Genomic DNA, 16,730 nt, shown 5'->3' with positions numbered 1-16,730 from the left:
CCGTTTGTTTCGTGTAGGAACCGGGAGAGCGCCGGTTCCTACACTCCACGTCCGGAACCCGTTTTTCTCTTTCTCGCTCCGCTCGGATTTCCAGGTGTTTCCAACACCTTTCAATCGGAGTCCGTATTACAACTGGTTGTAGTTCTGGTTGAAGGTGTCGCACTTGTTGGGATCGCCGGTCTGGAATCCTGTAGTAAACCACTTGATGCGCTGCTGGCTGCTGCCGTGCGTAAAGGAATCGGGCACCACCCGGCCCGCCGCCTGCCGCTGCAGGTTGTCGTCGCCGATGGCCTGGGCCGTGCGGATGGCCTCCTGCACGTCGGCCTGCGTGATCTTGGCCTGATCGCCCACACGGTTGCCCCACACGCCCGCGAAGCAGTCGGCCTGCAACTCCAGCCGGACGCTGGCCTGATTGGCCTGGGCCTCGCTGCGGGCGGAACGCTGCTCGCGCTCGACCTGATCGGCGATGCCCAGCTCGTTCTGGACGTGGTGGCCGATCTCGTGGGCGAGCACGTAGGAGTAGGCGAAGTCGCCGCCGCCGCCCAGTTGCCGCTGCATGGTGGCAAAAAAGGCGGTGTCGATGTACACCTTATTGTCCAGTGGGCAGTAAAAAGGTCCCACGGCGCTGTTCGCCACGCCGCAGCCGCCCTGCGTGCCGCGCGTGTACAGCACCAACCGCGCCGGGGTGTAGGTGCGCCCGGCCTGCTTGAAAATGCCGCCCCAGACCCCGTTGGCGCTGGTCAGAATGCGGTCTACGAACTGGTAGTCCTCATCGGTGGCCGGGCCGCCCTGTGACTGATTCTGGGTCTGGCTCTGACTTTGCGTCTGTGGCTGGCTGCCGTCGCCCAGGATTGCGCCGGGATCGATGCCGAAGAACATGGCGATCAGGGCGATGATCAGCCCGCCCACGCCGCCCACGGCAATGCCGCCGCCAGGAATACCGCCGCTGCCCCGCCTGTCCTCAATGCCGCCGCCACCGCCGGGCAGATTTTTCCAGTCCATAGTCGTGTCTCCTTGGGTACCGGGCCAGCACCGGGGCGGCCCTATGACGCTGTCATGCAAGCTGCATTGTAGGCTGCACGCCCCGCCAGAGGGCTGACCCGTTCTTTAGGCAAGGGGGTCAGGCCGCGCTCAGCGCACCACGCGCCCCGCCCGCACCGCGCACACCCACACCCGCTGACCCTCGGCGTGCAGTGCCTGACCCGTGTCGTGAAGCTGCACTTCCTGCTGCCCCAGCGCCAGCGTGTAGGTCACGGCGTGGCCCCTGAACTCGCGGGCCAGCACCACCGCCTCGGCCCCGGCACCTTCGGCGGCGAACGCCAGATGCTCGGGGCGCACGCTGACCATCACCGGGCCGTCTGGGGGGGCCTCACCCTCCAGCGCAATCTGGCCCAGCACCGTGCGCGCCACCCCGGCCTGTACGGTGCCCGACAGCAGGTTGCTGCGGCCCAGGAAGGAGGCCACGAAGGCCGTGCGCGGGCGGGCGTACACATCCTGTGGGGTGCCGATCTGCACCACCACCCCGGCACGCATCAGGGCGATGCGGTCGCTGAAGGCCAGCGCTTCTTCCTGATCGTGCGTGACCAGGATGGCCGCCACGCCGCTGCGGCGCAGGATGGCGCGCACCTCCTGACGGGTGGAGTGGCGCAGCTGCGCGTCCAGGTTGGAAAACGGCTCGTCCAGCAGCAGCAGCCGGGGGCGCGGGGCCAGCGCGCGGGCCAGGGCGACGCGCTGCTGCTGCCCGCCCGAGAGCTGGTGCGGCATGCGCGTCTCGAAGACGGTCAGGCCCACCAGCGAGAGTGTCTCGCGGGCGCGGGCCAGCCGTTCGGCGCGGGGCAAACGGTTCAACCCGAACAGCACGTTGCCCAGCACGCTCAGGTGCGGAAACAGCGCGTAATCCTGAAACACCAGCCCCACGCCCCGGCGTTCGGGGGGTTGCGGCGGGTTCGTCATGTTGTGCCCGCCGATCCACACCGCGCCGCCGTCGGGTTCCTCCAGCCCGGCGATCAGGCGCAGGGTGGTGGTCTTGCCGCAGCCACTCGGCCCCAGCAGCGTGAGCAGTTCGCCCGGCGCCACCTGCAAGCTCAGGCCGTCCACCGCCGGGGGCAGGTTCGTGGCCGGGCGGCCCTGCGGGTGAAAATACTTGACCAGCCCCTGCAGTTCCAGCGCGGGTGGGACGGAGGCCAGGGGATCAGCCGTACCTGCCTCCGGCCTGGGCTTTTCGATGACGGTCATATACCCCTCCTTATTCCCGCTCCCGCCGCAGGATCAGCCCGGTCAGGACAGCACCCACCGCCGCCAGCGCCAGCGCGTAGGGGGCGGCGCTGGCGTACTGGGCCTCCTCGGTGTAAGACCAGACGTTGCGGGCCAGCGTCTCGAAGCCGATGGGCGCCAGCAACAGCGTCAGCGGCAGTTCCTTCAGGACACTCAGGAACACGAAGGCCGCGCTGACCCCCAGCCCCGGCCCCAGCAGCGGCAGCGTGACCCGCCGCAGCGCCCCCGCCCGCGACACGCCCAGCACGCGGGCCGCTTCCTCCAGCCGGGGCGTGGCGCGCACCAGCCCGCTGCGAATGGGGCCGATGGCCTCGGCGACAAAGTGCAGGGTGTAGGCGATGATCAGCAGGGGCAGCGTCTGGTACAGCGGCGGCACCACGCGCAGCACGAAGAAGATCAGCGCCAGCGCGAAGGCCAGCGGCGGCGTGGCGTAACCCAGGTACGCGGCCCGCTCGATGACGCGCGGCCAGCGTCCGGTAAACCGGCTGCCGATCACGGCCAGCGGCAGGGCCAGTGCGGTGGTGGTCAGGGCCGCCAGCGCCGCCGCCCCCAGCGCGGATTTCAGGGCGTCCAGCAAGCCGGCCCAGGCGAACGGGTTGTTCTCCAGGCCCAGCCAGTACAGCATCGTCCCCAGCGGCAGCACCAGCGTCAGGACCGCCAGCGCCGCCACGAACCCCCAGGCCAGCGGGCGCAGGCGGCCCAGCCTCACCACGCCGGGCTTCCGGGCGGTGGCGGGCGACACCCGCGACAGAAAGACGCCGCGCATGAACCGCGCCTCCAGCCACAGCGCCGCCCCGGTCAGCACCAGCAGCCCCAGCGCCAGCCACGCCGAGTACACCCGGTCATACGCCGCCGTGTACTGCTGGTAAATGGCCGCGCTGAAGGTGGGGTAGCGCATCAGGCTGACCACGCTGAAGTCGCCCAGGGTGTGCAGGCCGATGAGCAGGCTGCCCGACAGCCACGCCGGGCGCAGGTGCGGCACCGTAACCCCCCAGAACGTTTGCCAGCGGGTGCGGCCCAGCAATCGGGCTGCGTCCTCCAGCGCGGGATCCTGGGTGCGCAGCGCGGCGTGCAGGTTCAGGAACAGGTACGGAAAGGTAAACAGCGTCAGCACCAGCAGCGCGCCCCAGAAGCCGCTCGGCCCCGGCACCCGCAGCCCGGTCAGGGTGTCGATGGCCCCGCCCGCGCCGCCCGCCGCGATGAAGGCGTAGGCCCCCACGTACCCTGGCACCGCCAGCGGCAGCACCCCCAGCAGCGTCAGCAATCGGCGCGGGCGCAGATCCGTGCGCGCCGCCAGAAAGGCCAGCGGCAGCGCCACCAGCGTGGTGGTTAGCAGCACCGACGCGCCCAGCAGCAGCGTGTTGCCCGCCAGCACGAGGTTGCGTGAACGAAAGACGATCTCGCGCAGGGCGCCCGGCTCGGCCCCCAGCGCCCGCAGCACCAGGTACGACAGCGGCACCAGCACCCCCAGCACGGTCAGCACGGCGGGCAGCAGCAGAAAGGGGGGCAGTCGTCGGGTCATAAAAAAAGCAGCACTGGGCCAGCAGTCTGACTGTAACAGACCGGATTAGTCGGGATTGTCCCGCAGCAGGGATCCAGTGCGTGGGGCCGCCACCGTTACGGCGTGCGCCCGCGCCAGGCCCGCCACGACAGCAGGATCAGGACGACGGGGGATGCGATCAGCAGGCCGTTGCTCAGGCCCTGCGAGATCTGGGCCTTGACCGACTCGCCCGTCTGTGGGTCAGGCGCGGGCAACACTGCTCCCAGCAGCGCGTCCACGCCCACGCCGGCGGCGATCAGCAGCAGGACGGCGGCCACGCCCAGGCCCAGGCTGACCCACAGGGGTTCGTGACCCGCCCCGCGCAGCAGCCGGGGCAGGGCCAGCAGCGCCCCGGCCAGCAGGCCCATCACCAGATATACGGCCCCAAAACTGCGTTCCAAACTACTGCCGCCCGCAAACAGCACGCTGCCCAGCACGGCCAGCAGCGCCACGAAAGCCAGCGCCGCCACCCCACGCGCCCACGCCAGCGGCAGGCCCGTCACCACCGTCAACACGCCCGCCGATATGCCCGCCCCCAGCAGCAGCCCCAGGATGCCCATGACGCAGTGAACCATGAAAAAGCCCCGCACCGGCACAAACCGGGACGGGGTTGAACTGGGACGCCGGGGCTTACAGCAGGCCGGCGTCGCGCAGCAGTTTCTGGGCCTTCTCGATGTTCTTGGGCAGGGCGGACGGCTCGATCTTGGGGCCGCGCTTGCTCACGTCGCTGAAGGGGCGCATGGTAGTGGGCTGCAGGATGTTGCCGATCACCGGGTACTCGAAGTTCACGCTCAGGAAGAAGGTCTGCGCGTCCTTGCTCACCAGATAGCTCAGGAAGCGCGAGGCGGCCGCCGTGTTCTTGCCCGTCTTCAGGATGGCCGCGCCGGTGGCGTTGCCCAGGTTGCCGATGTCGCCGTTTTTGAAAAAGTACGTGTCGATGGGATAGTTCAGGCGGTTGACGCGCTGGATGTAGTAGTGGTTGGTCAGGCCCACGTCGATCTCGCCGGAGCGCATGGCTTCCAGCATGCCCACGTTGCTGGTCTTGTAGTCCTTGGGCTGCAGCGCCTTCATGCCCTCCAGCCACTGTTTGGTGGTGGCCTCGCCGTGCTGGGCGATCATGCCCGCCAGGAAGTCCTGGAAGCTGGGGTACGACACTGTCCAGCCGATGCGGCCCTTCAGGGAGGTCATCTTGGGCAGGTCCAGCACGCTGGCGGGCAGCGTCTCAGGCTTGATCTTCTCGGTGTTGTAGGCCAGGGTGCGGAAGCGCACGGTGGTGGGCAGCCAGCTGCGGTCGGCAGGCAGGTAGTCGGGCGACACATTGCGGGTCAGCGAGGTGCCCAGCTTGACGAACTTGCCCTCGGACGCCAGTTCGCCCAGCGCGCCCAGCGAGTTGCCCCAGAACACGTCGGCGGGGCTGCGGCTGCCCTCCTCGCGCAGGGCGGCCACCAGCTGCGCGTCGTTGCCGTAGCGCACGTTGACCTTGATGCCGGTCTGCTTCTCGAACTGCTGCACGATGGGTTCCACGAAGGTCTTGCCGCGCCCGGAGTACAAGGTGAGGGACTGACCCGACTGGGCCAGGGTGGTGCCGGTCAGCAGCAGGGCGATGGTGGTGAGGGTTGCGTTTCGCATGGGGTAAATCCTAAGTAAACTTGTCGGAATAATGAGGTATGAATGTCCCGATGCAGACGAGAGGTAAGGGAGAGCGCCAGGAAAGTGCCCAATACAGTCTCATTCCCGACAAACGGCCGGGGAGAAGGCTGGGACTTGACGATGTGTCACGGCGCCCGCCCCACCTCAGGCGCCTGGTTGTGAGGTGTGCCGGGCCGCCCGCGTGGACGCTGCCCGGCATAGAGAGGTCAGATGCAGACGCGGGTCAGGGCAGCAGCAGGCGCGGATTCCACTCCTCATGGCCGCTGAACGTCACGCGCTCTTCGGGCTGTGGGCCGCCGTCACAGGGCGGAATGGCCGACGCCTTGCGGACCAGCGGCCACACACTGACCACGGCCCGGGCCGAGATGTCCCGCACGTCCACCGGCCCAAACGCGCGGCTGTCCAGACTGCCACCGGGACTGCGGTTGTCGCCCATCACGAAGTAGGAGTGGGGCGGCACTGTGACACTGGGTAAATTCATTCGCGAGGGCGAGGCCGCGACGCTGTTGGCAGGGGCGCTGGTGGTATCGGCGCAAAACGTATTCCAGTAAGCTTGCGTTTCTTTCTCTGGCAGCGGCTGGCCGTTCACGCTGACCTGCCCAGCGCGAATGCGGATGGTGTCGCCCGGCACCCCCACGACACGCTTGACCAGATAAGGGCGGTAGCGCCACGGCAACGGCACACCCCGGTAATCGCTGCGCCATTCATATTCCGCCCCTCGCGGCGGCTTGAAAACCACGATGTCGCCCCGCTGATACCCACCCATCCCCAGCCGATGCGCCCAGCCCTCGGCGGTGGGCAGCAACAGGTGTTCGCCGTGGCGCAGGGCGGGCATCATGCTGGCCCCGTCCACCCCCACCGCCGTCGCACCGAACTGGGTCAGGAGCAGCGCAAAGACGATGGGCGAGGCCCATTCACGCCACAGGCTCCGCAGCCGCATGTTCATGGCCGCGCCTCCTGGCCTGTGGGCGCACTGTGGACCTCTGCCCGCACCGCGTAGGCCGCCCCACCCAGCACCATGCCCGCAAGCAACACACGTGGCGCCAGACCCAGCGTGTGCACCCGCGCCAGTTGCAGGGCCAGCCGCCACGCTGAACCGGACTCGCGCACGGCAGCGGCCCAGGCATCAGCCTCGTTCAGGCCCTGCAGGCGGGCGTCCAGCATGGCCTGATACAGGTTCGCGTGCAGTTCAGCCCGGACCTCACGGCGTATTCGGGACGGCAAGAACCGTGTCGCGCGGCCCAGGTAGCGTTCCAGCGCGTCGGCGCTCACCACAGGCTCCGCAGCGCCTGATCAAAGGCGGCGTAGCCCTCGCGGCGGCGGCGCAGTTCGGTGCGGCCCGACGCGGTCAGCAGGTAGGTCTTGACCGGCGGCCCCCCACGCGCGGGCTGAGTCAGGGACGCGCTCAGAAATCCAGCGCGCTCCAGACGGTGCAGGGCCGGGTACAGGCTTCCGGCATTCAGCGTGATCTGCCCCTGCGTCAGCGCGTCCACCCGCTTGGCAATGTCCTGTCCATAGCCGCCTTCCTGCTCGAGTACGCTCAGCAGGATCAGATCGAGATTGCCCTTGAAGAGATTCACATCCATCAGCAGACCTCCATCTCCACGGTCAGTGTCCGATATCAGAGTGTGATAATGGTGGGAAGAAAAGTGGCCGCCCCAGTGCTGAGGCGGCCTGCTGTTCCGGCGAAGTTCAGCCGGGAATGCGAATCTGCTGGCCCACCTTGATCAGGTCAGGGTTGCTGATGTTGTTGTAGTGGGCGATCTTCTTGTACTCGGCCGCGTTGCCATAGTACTTCTGGGCAATCGCGCCCAGCGTATCGCCGGACTGGACGGTGTACACGGTGTCGCCGGTCTGGGTGTCCTTTTCCTTGCTCAGTTCCTTGGCCCCGGCGGCCACGCGCAGGCCGCTGATGTCCACCCCGGACACGCCGTCGACCTCACGGGCCAGTTTCTCGGCCAGACGCTGCTCGTGGTCACTGTCCACCACGCCGCGCAGGATCACGCTCTTGCCGCTCTGCAACACGTCGATGGGATCGTCCTTCAGCTCGCCGTTGTTGCGGATGGCCTGATGCACGGCCTTGGCAATCTTGCTGCGCTCCTCCATCTCCTTGACCTCCGCCTCCATGCTGGGCGCGGCGGGGGCGGGCTTGGCGCTGGAGGTGGCCGGAATCTCGGTGCCGCCGCTGGCCGGGCCGGAGGTGAACGAATTGTCCGAGGCGCTGGGACCCGCGTCCTGCGGCGCTGCCGCCTGGGCCTGCTGGGGCGCTTCCTGGGCGATCAGGCCGCTGGTGTCCACGCTCTTGACCCCGTTGATGCCCTCGGCCACCACCTTGACCAGGTTGCCGTAGCGGTCATTGGGCACCATGCCGGTCACGGTAACGTTGCCGCCCTTTTCCTGCACCTGCAACCCCAGGTCTTTCAGGCGGGGCTGCTCGTTCAGGGCGTCCTTGACTCTATCCGCTGTACTTTTTCCGAAAGGCCACATGGCTGGAGCGTACCCCAACACCAGGGCAAATTGTGAGGAAACATACGTCTGTAAAGGATTGTTCAGGGTCCAGCCTCAGGTGCATGCCCTGCGCGGGCCAGCGCGGCTTCCGTGCCCCTGAAGCGCCTCATCCGGATGCTGTCTGTTTCGTTGGCAAACCAGCGTCTTCCCGGCCCACCAATGAGTCAATCGGAGGTTGTATCAGCCGTCGCTGGGGGTGCGCTTCTTGGGCTTGCTGGCGGCAAATTTCGCCAGTCGGGCAGTCAGCACTGGCGGCGTTCCGGTCAGCAGGTCGCGCGAGACGGGGCGTCGCTTCGCAAAGTCGTCTACCCGGTCAAACAGGGTGTCGAACACGTCGCGCGGCATGTCCAGCGCGGGAGTCAGGCGCACGGTGCGCTTGCTGCTCAGGCTCAGGTTGGCCATCACGCCGGACTCATGCAGCTCTCGCAGGGCCAGCAGGGCGGTGGCCTCGAACACCAGTTCCTTGAGGACGCCGGGCAGCGGCACCCCCAGCATCGGCTGAAACTGCATCGCCAGCAGCAGGCCCTGGCCGCGCACGTTTTCCAGCAGGCGGGGGTAGTTCTGCTGGGTGGCCCGCAAGCGCTCCAGACCCACGCGCCCCAGTTCCAGGCTGCGGGCAGGCAGATCGTTCTCGATCAGGTACTCCAGCGACTTGAGGCCCACCGCCATTGCCAGCGCGCCGCCGCCGAAAGTGTTGCTGTGGCGCTTGCTGCTCAGGCCGCCCAGCATCTTCTTGTAGATGTCGTGGCGGGCGATGGTGGCGCCCACCGCCGTCATGCCGCCGCCCAGCGGCTTGGCGAGGGTGATGATGTCGGGGTCCAGCCCCTGCGCCGCCGACTCGAACCAGTGGCCGGTGCGCCCCAGCCCGGTCTGGATCTCGTCGGCGATCACCACGATGCCGTGTTTGCGGCAGTACTCGCCCAGCCCGCTCAGGAAGCCCGGCGGCGGAATGTTCACGCCGCCCTCGCCCTGGATGGGTTCCACGATGACGCAGGTGATCTTGTCGGGGCCGACGCGCCGGATCAGCGCCTTGAGGGCGTCGAGGTCGCCGTACGGCACGGTCAGCGCCCCCGGCACCAGCGGGCGGAAGATGTCCTGGTATTCCGGGTTGGGCGTCAGGCTCAGGCTGCCCAGCGTCTTGCCGTGGTAGCCGCTGCCGAAGGAGATCTGGAACTTGGAATCGGGCCGGAACGCCTTGGCGAACTTCAGCGCCCCCTCCACCGCCTCGGTGCCGCTGGAGCAGAAGAAGACCTGCGAGTCGGCGTGGCTGGGCAGTTCGCGGGCCAGCAGCCGGATCAGGTTGGCTTCCAGCGCCGCGCGCCATGGGGCGCTGGACTGCTGCGGCAGGCCCATCGAGCGGTTGTGGTCCAGAAACCCGTGCAGAAAGTCGGTCAGCACCGGGGGCATCTCGCCGAACGGGGTGGCGGCGTAGCCGCTGGCATTGATGCGCCGCACGCCGTTCTCGTCTTCCAGTTCCCACGGCGTCACGCGCGAAAAAGGTCCGGCCACGCCCAGCAATTCCAGCCCGTACAGCAGCTCGGCGTTGCCGTAGTGCAGTTCCAGACGGCGGACTTCGGAGGCGCCGAGGCGGTCGTGCAAGACATCGTCGGCCGAAATAAAGCCGGAGGGCAGTGTGGAGACAGGCGCAGACATGGGGGTCAGTGTAGGGGAAGGTCAGGGAGAAGACAGGACCGGGGGCGCGCAAAGGTGGTGCCCGGCAGCCCGGCTACCGGGTCTCGCGCAGCAGGGCCGGAACCCCGCCCGGATAGGCCTCGGCCTCCAGCCCGTCGGCCCGCAGGTACCGCGCCGCCAGCCCGGAGCGCACGCCCCGCTCGCAGATCACCAGCAGCGGCCCGCTGGCCGGGGTCAGGCCGTGCGCGCCGTCCTCGATCTGGTCCAGCGAGAGGGCCAGGACAGGCCGGCCGCTCAGCAGCGGTTCCAGCGGCTGGGCAAAGCGCAGCTCGGCGGGGCGCAGGTCGATGACGGTCACGCCTTCGGGCAGGGGCATGGGCGCAGCATAGGCCAGCGCCGGCGGACCGCGGGCACATTCCGCCCGGAGGACTCGGTTATGCTGCTGGTATGGAAGACATCACCCCGCAAGAAGGTCAGGACCGCGTCAAGCAGGGCGCCATGCTGGTTGACGTCCGCGAGCAGAACGAGTACGACGAACTGCGCGCCGAGGGGGCCACGCTGCTGCCGCTGAGCGAGCTGGAAAGCCGGTTCTCGGAACTGCCCAAAGACCGCGAACTGGTGATGATCTGCCGCAGCGGCGCCCGCAGCGCCCGTGCCGGCGAGTACCTGACGCAACACGGCTATGACCGCGTGGTCAACCTGGGCGGCGGCACGCTGGCCTGGGCCGAGGCCGGTCTGCCCACCGAGGGCACCGCAGTCAAAGGAGAAGCGAACTGATGGACACTGAACAGAACGTGCAGGCCTCTGCCGCCCCGGCGGGCGCCCTGCCCACCGAGGAACAGGTCCGCGAGGCCCTGAAGATCGTCAAGGACCCCGAGATTCCGGTGAACGTGGTGGATCTGGGCCTGATCTACGGCGTGGACGTGCAGGAAGGCGGACTGGTGGACATCACCATGACCCTGACCAGCGTGGGCTGCCCGGTGCAGGACCTGATCCGCGCCGACGCCGAGATGGCCGTGGGCCGCCTGGACGGCGTGAACGACGTGAACGTGGAATTCGTGTGGACCCCGCCGTGGGGACCGGACAAGATGACCGAGGACGGCAAGCGCCAGATGCGGATGTTCGGCTTCAACGTTTAACCCGCACCCCCCATATAGAACGGGCGGCCCCATATGGAGGCCGCCTGTTTCGTTTTGAATCGGTGTTCGGAGTGCCGGGTGTCAGTCGCTGTTGCGGGCAATGCCCAGGATGTTCAGGAACTGCACCAGCGCCATCGCGAAGCCGGCCACGTAGGTCAGGGCGGCGGCGGTCAGCACGTTCTTCGCGCCGTTCTGGCCCTGCACTGTGCCGTTGAGGCCCCGGCTGTCCAGGTAGGCCAGCGCCCGGCGGCTGGCGTCAAATTCCACCGGCAGCGTCACCACATGAAAGATCAGGGCTGCGCCGAACAGGATCACGCCCAGCCACAACAGACCGGACAGTTGCAAGAAGATGCCCGCCAGCAGCAGCCACGGGGCCAGGTTCATGCCCAGGCTCAGCGGCACGGCCATTTTGCCGCGCAGCACCAGCGCGGGCATCCGGACCTTGTCCTGCAGGGCGTGACCGACCTCGTGGGCGGCCACCGCCATCGCGCCGACGCTGGCGACGCCGAACACACTTTCGCTCAGGTTGACGGTCTTCTTGCCGGGATCGTAGTGATCGGTCAGGTTGCCGCGCACCGCCTGCACCGGCACGCCCTGCAGGCCGTTCTCGTCGAGCATCATGCGGGCCACTTCCGCGCCGGTCAGGCCACGGGCGTTGCGGACCTTGCCCCACTTTTTGTAGGTGCTGCTCAGATAGCCCTGGATCAGCAGCGAAGCCACGAACACGATCAGAATCAGAGGGGTGTAGGGGCCAAGAAACATAGGGAAACTTCCTCCGGGAAGTGAGGCGCGGCCCTGAAACGGGGCCAGCCAGTGACAGAGAGACAAACGCGGCGTGCACCCCGGTGAGACCAGAGCTTTCGCCACCAATATCTTAGCGTCCCACACTCAGGTTTTATGAGAACGGGGCGGGGCCGGATTCACGTCCGCCGCCCCGCTGCGGGGTCTGAGGCGCGGTCAGCCGGCGGCCTTGGGCTGCGCCCGCACCATGAACTTCAGGGCGGTGCGTTCCTCGTGCTGCACGTCCAGCTTGACGAATTCCGGCTGGGCGCACAGGTCGAGCCCGTCGTTCACCAGGTAGCCGCGCGCAATCGCCAGCGCCTTGACCGTCTGGTTGACGGCCGCCGGGCCGATGGCCTGAATTTCCACGCCGCCCTGGGACCGCAGCAGAGCGGCAATCGCCCCGGCGATGGCGTTGGGACGGGATGTAGCAGAGACGCGCAGGGTTTCCAAGGCTGGGGTTCCTCCAGGAACTGAATCGCCCAGAGTCTAGGCGACGGCGGTCCAGCGGGCAATTCCCCCAGTGGACGCCCCCTGGGGTGGCGCAGGTGCCTCCGCCTTTGGAGGGACGCCAGCATCTCCGGGGACCGGTAGCGTCAGCCTCAACCGACAGGAGGTTACATCCGTGGAAGAAGTCCTGGTTCCTCTTTTTTTCTTTGGCAGCATCTTCGCCTTTCCCCTGCTGCGCCGCCAGATGATCCACCGTCACCGGCTGGAAGTGTTGCGCCAGCCGGACCGGCGGCAGCCGGAAGGCAGCGCCCCCGCCGCCCAGGGCGACAGCGCCGCCGACCTGGCCCTGAGGCTGCCCGAACCGCACCGCCTGTACGCCCTGGCGCTGCTGTGCCGCCTGCAGGACGCGCTGGACGCCGGGCCGCTGGATGCCCACACCACCTATCTGATCCGGCAGGCCCACGCCGAGTATCTGCCCGCCACCCTGCGGGCGTACCTGAACCTGACCGCCGCCGCCCGCGCCCGCCTGAACGAGCGCGGGCAGAGCGCCGAGGCCCTGCTGCGCGAACAGCTGGAGCTGATCAACGCCGGCGTGGCGGGGGCACTGGGCCAGCACCACGCCTCGGCGGACCGGCTGCTGACGCAGGGGCATTTTCTGGGCGAACGCTTCGAGACGGTGGGCGCGCGGGTGCGGGCCTAGGCTCAGGCGTTCTCCGGCAACTCCTGCACCCGCACGCCCAGCAGGTGGGCCAGTTCCAGCAGCTGAACAGGTTCGACGCTCACCCCCGCCAGTTCCCGCAGGCCCACGCGGACGCCCTGAAGGTCTGAGCCGCGCAGATCGGCCCCCTCCAGCCCCGCGCCGTGAAACTCGGTCTTGCCCAGAACACAGGCCCGGAACACCGCGCCGGGCAGTTTGGCGTCCATGAACACCGCCTCGGTCAGATCACAGTCTTCCAGCCACAGGTGTTTGGAGTCCACTTCCGGCCACAGCGACAGCGGGGCCAGCGCGCGGGTCAGGCGGACATGGCGCAGCACCGCCCCTGGCAGTTGCAGGCCGGTCAGGCGGCAGTCGGTGAACTGCACGCGCTCCAGCGCTGCCTCGGTCCAGCGTGCGCCGCTCAGGTCACAGCCCTCGAAACGCACGTCCTTCAGGCGGATCAGGTTCCACGCCACGCCGCTCAGGTTGACCTCGCGGAAGACGCAGCCCTCGAAGGAGACGGTCTGCAGCGTGCCCGCATCCAGCGAACCGCCCTCCATGACGCCGCCCCGAAAGACCGATTCGTCCTCCAGCTCGGCCGGGGTGAGGGTCCGCAGGCCGCCGCGTGGGAACTTCGGCGGGCTGGGGGGCTTCGTTTGCGGGGCGGGCGTCACAGGGTCAGGATTTCGTGGCCCCTGGGCGTGACCACCAGCGTGTGCTCGAACTGGGCGCTGGGCAGCTTGTCGGCGGTGATCACGGTCCAGCGGTCGTCCAGCAGGCGGGTTTCGGGGCGGCCCAGGTTGATCATCGGCTCGATGGTAAAGACCATGCCGGGCTGCAGTTTCAGGCCGGTGTAGCGCGCCCCGTGGTGGTAGATGGTGGGTTCCTCGTGCAGGCGCTTGCCGATGCCGTGGCCGGTGTACTCGCGCACCACGCCGTAGCCGCGCCCCTCGGCCAGCGTCTGGATGGCGTGGCCGATGTCGCCGGTGCGGGCATTGGGCCGCACCACGCCCAGTCCGGCGGTCAACGCCTCGCGGGTGGTGTCCACCAGCGCCTGAATCTCGGGGGTCACGCGCCCCACCGTGTAGGTGTAGCAGGCGTCGCCGTAGACCCCGTCCATCAGCACGCCGATGTCGACGCCGATGATGTCGCCCTCTTTCAATTCGCGCCCGTCGGGAATGCCGTGGCAGATTACCTCGTTGACGCTGGCGCAGATGGTGGCGGGAAAGGGATTGTTGCGCGGGCCGTAGCCCAGGTAGGCGGGTGTGGCCCCGGCCTTGCGGATGTGTTCCTCGGCGATGCGGTCCAGCTCGGCCAGGGTCACGCCGGGTTTGACGAAGGGATCCAGGACTCGGAAGGTTTCGGCGACCAGCGCCCCCGCACGGCGCATGGCCTCGATTTCGCGGGCGGATTTCAGGGAAACGCGGCTCATAACATATGAGGCTAGCACGCCCCCGACAGGGATTAATGGTTGTCCGTCGATGGTTGCCGGGCCGGGATGTCCGCTTCCCCGCGCCGCGTCTGCCCCACTGCGCGCGCCGACCACCGCCCACACGTTTGCCGCTGCAACCCCCTACACTGACCCGCATGAAAGTCGTGATCAGCGTGGATATGGAGGGCGTGTGCGGCGTGGCGTCGTGGGTGCAGGTCAGCCCGCCGGAGTTCGGCGGTCTGGTGAACGGCACCGAGTACCAGGCGGCCCGCGAGCGCATGACCCTGGAAGCCGCCGCCGCCGCCGAGGGCGCCCTGATGGGCGGCGCGACGGACGTGCTGGTCAACGACAGCCACGACACCATGCGGAACCTGATTCCCGAACTGCTGCCCCAGGGGGTGCGCTTCACCAGCGGCAACGACAAACCTCTGAGCATGGTGCAGGGCGTGCAGGAGGACGGCGTGGGCGCCTTGCTGTTCGTGGGCTACCACGCCCGCGCCGGCAGCCCGCGCGGCCCGCTGGCGCACACCTGGAACGGCTTTATCCGCAACGTCCGGGTGGGCGGCATCGACACCGGCGAGTACGGCCTGAACGCGCTGGTGGCCGGGCATTACGACGTACCCGTGGTCTTTGCCTGCGGCGACGACGTGGCGATGGCCGAGATCACGGCCGAACTGGGGGAAGGGGTGGTCACCGTGGCCGTCAAGGAGGGGCTGAGCACCTACGCCGCCATTCACCTGCACCCTGCCGAAGCGCAGCGGCGCATCCGCGAGGGGGCCGAACAGGCGGTGCGGGCGGCCCAAAATGCCCAGCCCTACACCACCCGCTGGCCCGCGCCGTGTCAGCTGTCCTTTGACCACCAGGCCCGCGCCGACGCCTGTGCCCGCGTGCCGGGCGTGACGCGGGTGGACGCCGTGACCGTGGGCTGGAGCAGTGAGAACGCCTACCACCTGTTCCAGACCTTCCGCATGCTGGCGACGGTGGCGGGCGTGCGGCTGAACGGGTAAGAGGTCAGCTGGAAAGAGGAACACGGTGAGAGCGCCGCGCCCACCCCCCTCATGCCCACCCGTTACCCTGAGCGCATGAACCTGCGCCCCCTGCTGTTGGCCGCCGCCCTCGCCCTTCCTGCCAGTGCCTCGGCGGCCACCGCGTGGGCCGGGGTGGACGCCACGACGCGCGGTTACGGCCTGCACGCGGGCGGCTCGGTGTTCCGGGTGCCGATCCTGGGCACGCTGGGCATCGAGGGGGCGGCCGAGAAAGCCTGGAAAAACACCAACGCCAACCGGTACGCGCTGGGCGCCACGATGCGGGACATCAACCTGCCCATCACGCGGGTGGACGCCTTCGCCACGGCTGGAGGGGAATATGTGAACCGCTTCGGGGTCTACGCCGAGGGTGGCGTGCGCGGGCCGCTGCTGGGGCCAGCCGGGTGGCGGGCCTACGTGAGAAGCGGCACCGCCAGCGGATTTGGCGCGGGCGTGGGCGTGGAACTGCGGTTCTAGAGCATTTGTCAAAAGAGCTGTTCACTTTTGACCGAACGGACTGGCACAGCTCGCAGAGAGTGAGTGAATTTCGACGAGCAGTTGGGACTTGCAAAGCTGCGGAGCAGAGAATGGAGGCAGCAAAAGTCTTCTCCTCTGATGCCGTAATTTGGACAAATGCGCTAAGACTGGTGTAGAAATCCCACAGCGTCACGGCCTTTCGCCCTGCTGAACGCCCCCAGCGCCGCCTCCACCGTCCCCAGCCGTGCCGCGATGAGCCGCTGCGGATCGCGGTTGTAGCCTCCGGCCATCACCGTGACCAGCGGCAGGCGGGCGCGGGCGGCCCAGGCAAACACCCGTTCGTCCCGCTGGCGCACGCCGTCCACGCTCAGGGCCAGCTTGCCCAGCTGATCGCCCGCGAGCACGTCCGCTCCCGCCAGATAGAAGACGAAATCGGGGCGAAAGGCGGCCACGGCAGGGGCCACCTGATCGTCCAGCGCCGCCAGGTACGCCGCGTCCCCGGTGCCGTCGGGCAGGGCGACGTTCAGGCCTGCCGTTTCCTTGGTGAACGGGTAGTTGTTCGCGCCGTGCAGGCTGACGGTCAGCGTCCGCGCCTCCTGCGCCAGCATGGACGCCGTGCCGTTGCCCTGATGCACGTCCAGATCCAGGATCAGGATGCGGCGGGCGTGTCCGCTGTCCAACAGCCAGCGGGCGCTGATCACCACGTCGTTCAGGAAGGAAAAACCCTCGGCGTGATCGGCGTAGGCGTGGTGGGTGCCGCCGCCGAAGTTGAGGCCCAGCCCCACCCGCAGCGCGTCGCGGGTGGCCGCCAGGGTGGCCCCGCTGCTGCCCAGGCCGCGCTCCACGACGGCGGGCGTCCAGGGAAAGCCCAGCGCGCGTTCCTCGGCGCGGGTGACCTCGCCGCCCCGCCAGCGGGCCAGATACGCCGGGTCATGCACCCGCTCGGCCAGCGCCCAGGGCAGATCCGGGGCGTCCTCCAGCGGCAGCCGTTCGCCGACCCGCTCCAGCAGGTCCAGCATGAACTCACGCGCCATGAACTGCCGCCGGGGTGCGGGCTGCCCGGCATAGGCGGCGCGGCGGTAGGCGGTCAGGGCGCGGAACGGGTGGGAGGCGGCGACCACAGTCC

At 68.3% G+C, this 16,730-nt stretch carries 21 protein-coding genes; 5 read left to right on the top strand and 16 right to left on the bottom strand.

Annotation, left to right across the window (positions count from 1 at the left end; translation table 11 throughout):
- Positions 1-126: 126 nt before the first annotated feature.
- The 11 genes from ypfJ to FHR04_RS08500 all read right to left on the bottom strand — a co-directional run bounded on the left by ypfJ (position 127) and on the right by FHR04_RS08500 (position 9,980).
- Positions 127-1,002: a KPN_02809 family neutral zinc metallopeptidase gene (ypfJ, locus tag FHR04_RS08550; RefSeq protein ID WP_139402451.1), complete on the bottom strand. Its 876-nt coding sequence runs from the start codon at positions 1,000-1,002 to the stop codon at positions 127-129.
- Positions 1,003-1,131: 129 nt separating this feature from the next.
- Positions 1,132-2,235, bottom strand: coding sequence for an ABC transporter ATP-binding protein (locus FHR04_RS08545; protein WP_139402449.1), 1,104 nt, complete (start codon positions 2,233-2,235; stop codon positions 1,132-1,134).
- A 10-nt stretch (positions 2,236-2,245) separates the two neighbouring features.
- Complete coding sequence (locus FHR04_RS08540; protein WP_139402447.1) at positions 2,246-3,796, bottom strand: ABC transporter permease; 1,551 nt, start codon at positions 3,794-3,796, stop codon at positions 2,246-2,248.
- 95 nt (positions 3,797-3,891) lie between these two features.
- Complete coding sequence (locus FHR04_RS08535) at positions 3,892-4,389, bottom strand: hypothetical protein (RefSeq protein WP_139402445.1); 498 nt, start codon at positions 4,387-4,389, stop codon at positions 3,892-3,894.
- 55 nt (positions 4,390-4,444) lie between these two features.
- Positions 4,445-5,443 (bottom strand): iron ABC transporter substrate-binding protein, encoded by a 999-nt coding sequence (locus FHR04_RS08530; protein WP_139402443.1) that lies wholly within the window; start codon positions 5,441-5,443, stop codon positions 4,445-4,447.
- Positions 5,444-5,687: 244 nt separating this feature from the next.
- On the bottom strand, positions 5,688-6,410 hold the full coding sequence (lepB, locus tag FHR04_RS08525) for a signal peptidase I (protein WP_139402441.1): 723 nt from the start codon (positions 6,408-6,410) through the stop codon (positions 5,688-5,690).
- Positions 6,407-6,736, bottom strand: coding sequence for a hypothetical protein (locus FHR04_RS08520; protein WP_039684853.1), 330 nt, complete (start codon positions 6,734-6,736; stop codon positions 6,407-6,409). The genes lepB and FHR04_RS08520 overlap by 4 nt, the downstream gene beginning before the upstream one ends.
- A complete protein-coding gene (locus tag FHR04_RS08515) occupies positions 6,733-7,050 on the bottom strand; it encodes a PadR family transcriptional regulator (protein ID WP_039684855.1) in 318 nt (105 codons plus the stop codon). Before FHR04_RS08515 ends, FHR04_RS08520 begins: the two co-directional genes overlap by 4 nt.
- A 106-nt stretch (positions 7,051-7,156) precedes the next feature.
- Positions 7,157-7,951: a BON domain-containing protein gene (locus FHR04_RS08510; protein ID WP_139402437.1), complete on the bottom strand. Its 795-nt coding sequence runs from the start codon at positions 7,949-7,951 to the stop codon at positions 7,157-7,159.
- A 201-nt stretch (positions 7,952-8,152) separates the two neighbouring features.
- Positions 8,153-9,625, bottom strand: coding sequence for a class-III pyridoxal-phosphate-dependent aminotransferase (locus tag FHR04_RS08505; RefSeq protein WP_139402435.1), 1,473 nt, complete (start codon positions 9,623-9,625; stop codon positions 8,153-8,155).
- A 73-nt stretch (positions 9,626-9,698) separates the two neighbouring features.
- Positions 9,699-9,980 (bottom strand): rhodanese-like domain-containing protein, encoded by a 282-nt coding sequence (locus FHR04_RS08500; RefSeq protein WP_139402433.1) that lies wholly within the window; start codon positions 9,978-9,980, stop codon positions 9,699-9,701.
- A gap of 71 nt (positions 9,981-10,051) precedes the next feature.
- Between FHR04_RS08500 and FHR04_RS08495 the strand changes: the two genes are divergently transcribed.
- Together FHR04_RS08495 and FHR04_RS08490 are read left to right on the top strand one after the other, a co-directional pair.
- On the top strand, positions 10,052-10,381 hold the full coding sequence (locus FHR04_RS08495; RefSeq protein ID WP_039684864.1) for a rhodanese-like domain-containing protein: 330 nt from the start codon (positions 10,052-10,054) through the stop codon (positions 10,379-10,381).
- Positions 10,381-10,743: a metal-sulfur cluster assembly factor gene (locus tag FHR04_RS08490; RefSeq protein WP_052195463.1), complete on the top strand. Its 363-nt coding sequence runs from the start codon at positions 10,381-10,383 to the stop codon at positions 10,741-10,743. The genes FHR04_RS08495 and FHR04_RS08490 overlap by 1 nt, the downstream gene beginning before the upstream one ends.
- An 81-nt stretch (positions 10,744-10,824) precedes the next feature.
- Here the strand turns inward: FHR04_RS08490 and FHR04_RS08485 are convergent, their stop codons facing one another.
- Together FHR04_RS08485 and FHR04_RS08480 are read right to left on the bottom strand one after the other, a co-directional pair.
- Positions 10,825-11,505, bottom strand: a complete 681-nt coding sequence (locus tag FHR04_RS08485; protein ID WP_139402431.1) for a zinc metallopeptidase — start codon at positions 11,503-11,505, stop codon at positions 10,825-10,827.
- A gap of 195 nt (positions 11,506-11,700) precedes the next feature.
- Positions 11,701-11,976 (bottom strand): stage V sporulation protein S, encoded by a 276-nt coding sequence (locus tag FHR04_RS08480; protein ID WP_039684868.1) that lies wholly within the window; start codon positions 11,974-11,976, stop codon positions 11,701-11,703.
- A 172-nt stretch (positions 11,977-12,148) separates the two neighbouring features.
- Between FHR04_RS08480 and FHR04_RS08475 the strand changes: the two genes are divergently transcribed.
- Positions 12,149-12,673, top strand: a complete 525-nt coding sequence (locus FHR04_RS08475; RefSeq protein WP_139402429.1) for a hypothetical protein — start codon at positions 12,149-12,151, stop codon at positions 12,671-12,673.
- 2 nt (positions 12,674-12,675) lie between these two features.
- Here FHR04_RS08475 and FHR04_RS08470 read toward each other — a convergent pair whose 3' ends face one another.
- Both FHR04_RS08470 and map read right to left on the bottom strand, forming a co-directional pair.
- A complete protein-coding gene (locus FHR04_RS08470; protein WP_139402427.1) occupies positions 12,676-13,344 on the bottom strand; it encodes a pentapeptide repeat-containing protein in 669 nt (222 codons plus the stop codon).
- The gene (gene map, locus FHR04_RS08465; RefSeq protein WP_170213900.1) at positions 13,341-14,102 is read right to left on the bottom strand and encodes a type I methionyl aminopeptidase; all 762 of its coding nucleotides are present in this window, start codon (positions 14,100-14,102) and stop codon (positions 13,341-13,343) included. The genes FHR04_RS08470 and map overlap by 4 nt, the downstream gene beginning before the upstream one ends.
- A 155-nt stretch (positions 14,103-14,257) precedes the next feature.
- Here map and FHR04_RS08460 point away from each other — a divergent pair, with 155 nt between their 5' ends.
- Together FHR04_RS08460 and FHR04_RS08455 are read left to right on the top strand one after the other, a co-directional pair.
- Entirely contained in the window at positions 14,258-15,109 is an 852-nt protein-coding gene (locus tag FHR04_RS08460; protein WP_139402423.1) for a M55 family metallopeptidase, read from the top strand.
- 75 nt (positions 15,110-15,184) lie between these two features.
- The gene (locus FHR04_RS08455; protein ID WP_139402421.1) at positions 15,185-15,604 is read left to right on the top strand and encodes a hypothetical protein; all 420 of its coding nucleotides are present in this window, start codon (positions 15,185-15,187) and stop codon (positions 15,602-15,604) included.
- Between the two features lie 161 nt (positions 15,605-15,765).
- Here FHR04_RS08455 and FHR04_RS08450 read toward each other — a convergent pair whose 3' ends face one another.
- Positions 15,766-16,725, bottom strand: a complete 960-nt coding sequence (locus FHR04_RS08450) for a histone deacetylase family protein (RefSeq protein ID WP_249039037.1) — start codon at positions 16,723-16,725, stop codon at positions 15,766-15,768.
- Between the last annotated feature and the right edge of the window lie 5 nt (positions 16,726-16,730).

This window comes from Deinococcus radiopugnans ATCC 19172 (assembly GCF_006335125.1).
In the GTDB taxonomy this organism is placed as follows: Bacteria; Deinococcota; Deinococci; order Deinococcales; family Deinococcaceae; genus Deinococcus; species Deinococcus radiopugnans.
Note: the sequence above shows the minus strand (reverse complement) of the source record. Positions and strands in the feature narration are given on the sequence as shown.

Bases quoted from the DNA above. Each gene is read 5' to 3' on its own strand.
- ypfJ (WP_139402451.1), bottom strand. From the start codon at position 1,002: ATGGACTGGAAAAATCTGCCCGGCGGTGGCGGCGGCATTGAGGACAGG.
- FHR04_RS08530 (WP_139402443.1), bottom strand. From the start codon at position 5,443: ATGCGAAACGCAACCCTCACCACCATCGCCCTGCTGCTGACCGGCACC.
- FHR04_RS08535 (WP_139402445.1), bottom strand. From the start codon at position 4,389: ATGGTTCACTGCGTCATGGGCATCCTGGGGCTGCTGCTGGGGGCGGGC.
- FHR04_RS08545 (WP_139402449.1), bottom strand. From the start codon at position 2,235: ATGACCGTCATCGAAAAGCCCAGGCCGGAGGCAGGTACGGCTGATCCC.
- FHR04_RS08495 (WP_039684864.1), top strand. From the start codon at position 10,052: ATGGAAGACATCACCCCGCAAGAAGGTCAGGACCGCGTCAAGCAGGGC.
- FHR04_RS08505 (WP_139402435.1), bottom strand. From the start codon at position 9,625: ATGTCTGCGCCTGTCTCCACACTGCCCTCCGGCTTTATTTCGGCCGAC.
- FHR04_RS08485 (WP_139402431.1), bottom strand. From the start codon at position 11,505: ATGTTTCTTGGCCCCTACACCCCTCTGATTCTGATCGTGTTCGTGGCT.
- FHR04_RS08515 (WP_039684855.1), bottom strand. From the start codon at position 7,050: ATGGATGTGAATCTCTTCAAGGGCAATCTCGATCTGATCCTGCTGAGC.
- lepB (WP_139402441.1), bottom strand. From the start codon at position 6,410: ATGAACATGCGGCTGCGGAGCCTGTGGCGTGAATGGGCCTCGCCCATC.
- FHR04_RS08510 (WP_139402437.1), bottom strand. From the start codon at position 7,951: ATGTGGCCTTTCGGAAAAAGTACAGCGGATAGAGTCAAGGACGCCCTG.
- FHR04_RS08455 (WP_139402421.1), top strand. From the start codon at position 15,185: ATGAACCTGCGCCCCCTGCTGTTGGCCGCCGCCCTCGCCCTTCCTGCC.
- FHR04_RS08490 (WP_052195463.1), top strand. From the start codon at position 10,381: ATGGACACTGAACAGAACGTGCAGGCCTCTGCCGCCCCGGCGGGCGCC.
- FHR04_RS08540 (WP_139402447.1), bottom strand. From the start codon at position 3,796: ATGACCCGACGACTGCCCCCCTTTCTGCTGCTGCCCGCCGTGCTGACC.
- FHR04_RS08500 (WP_139402433.1), bottom strand. From the start codon at position 9,980: ATGCCCCTGCCCGAAGGCGTGACCGTCATCGACCTGCGCCCCGCCGAG.
- FHR04_RS08460 (WP_139402423.1), top strand. From the start codon at position 14,258: ATGAAAGTCGTGATCAGCGTGGATATGGAGGGCGTGTGCGGCGTGGCG.
- map (WP_170213900.1), bottom strand. From the start codon at position 14,102: ATGAGCCGCGTTTCCCTGAAATCCGCCCGCGAAATCGAGGCCATGCGC.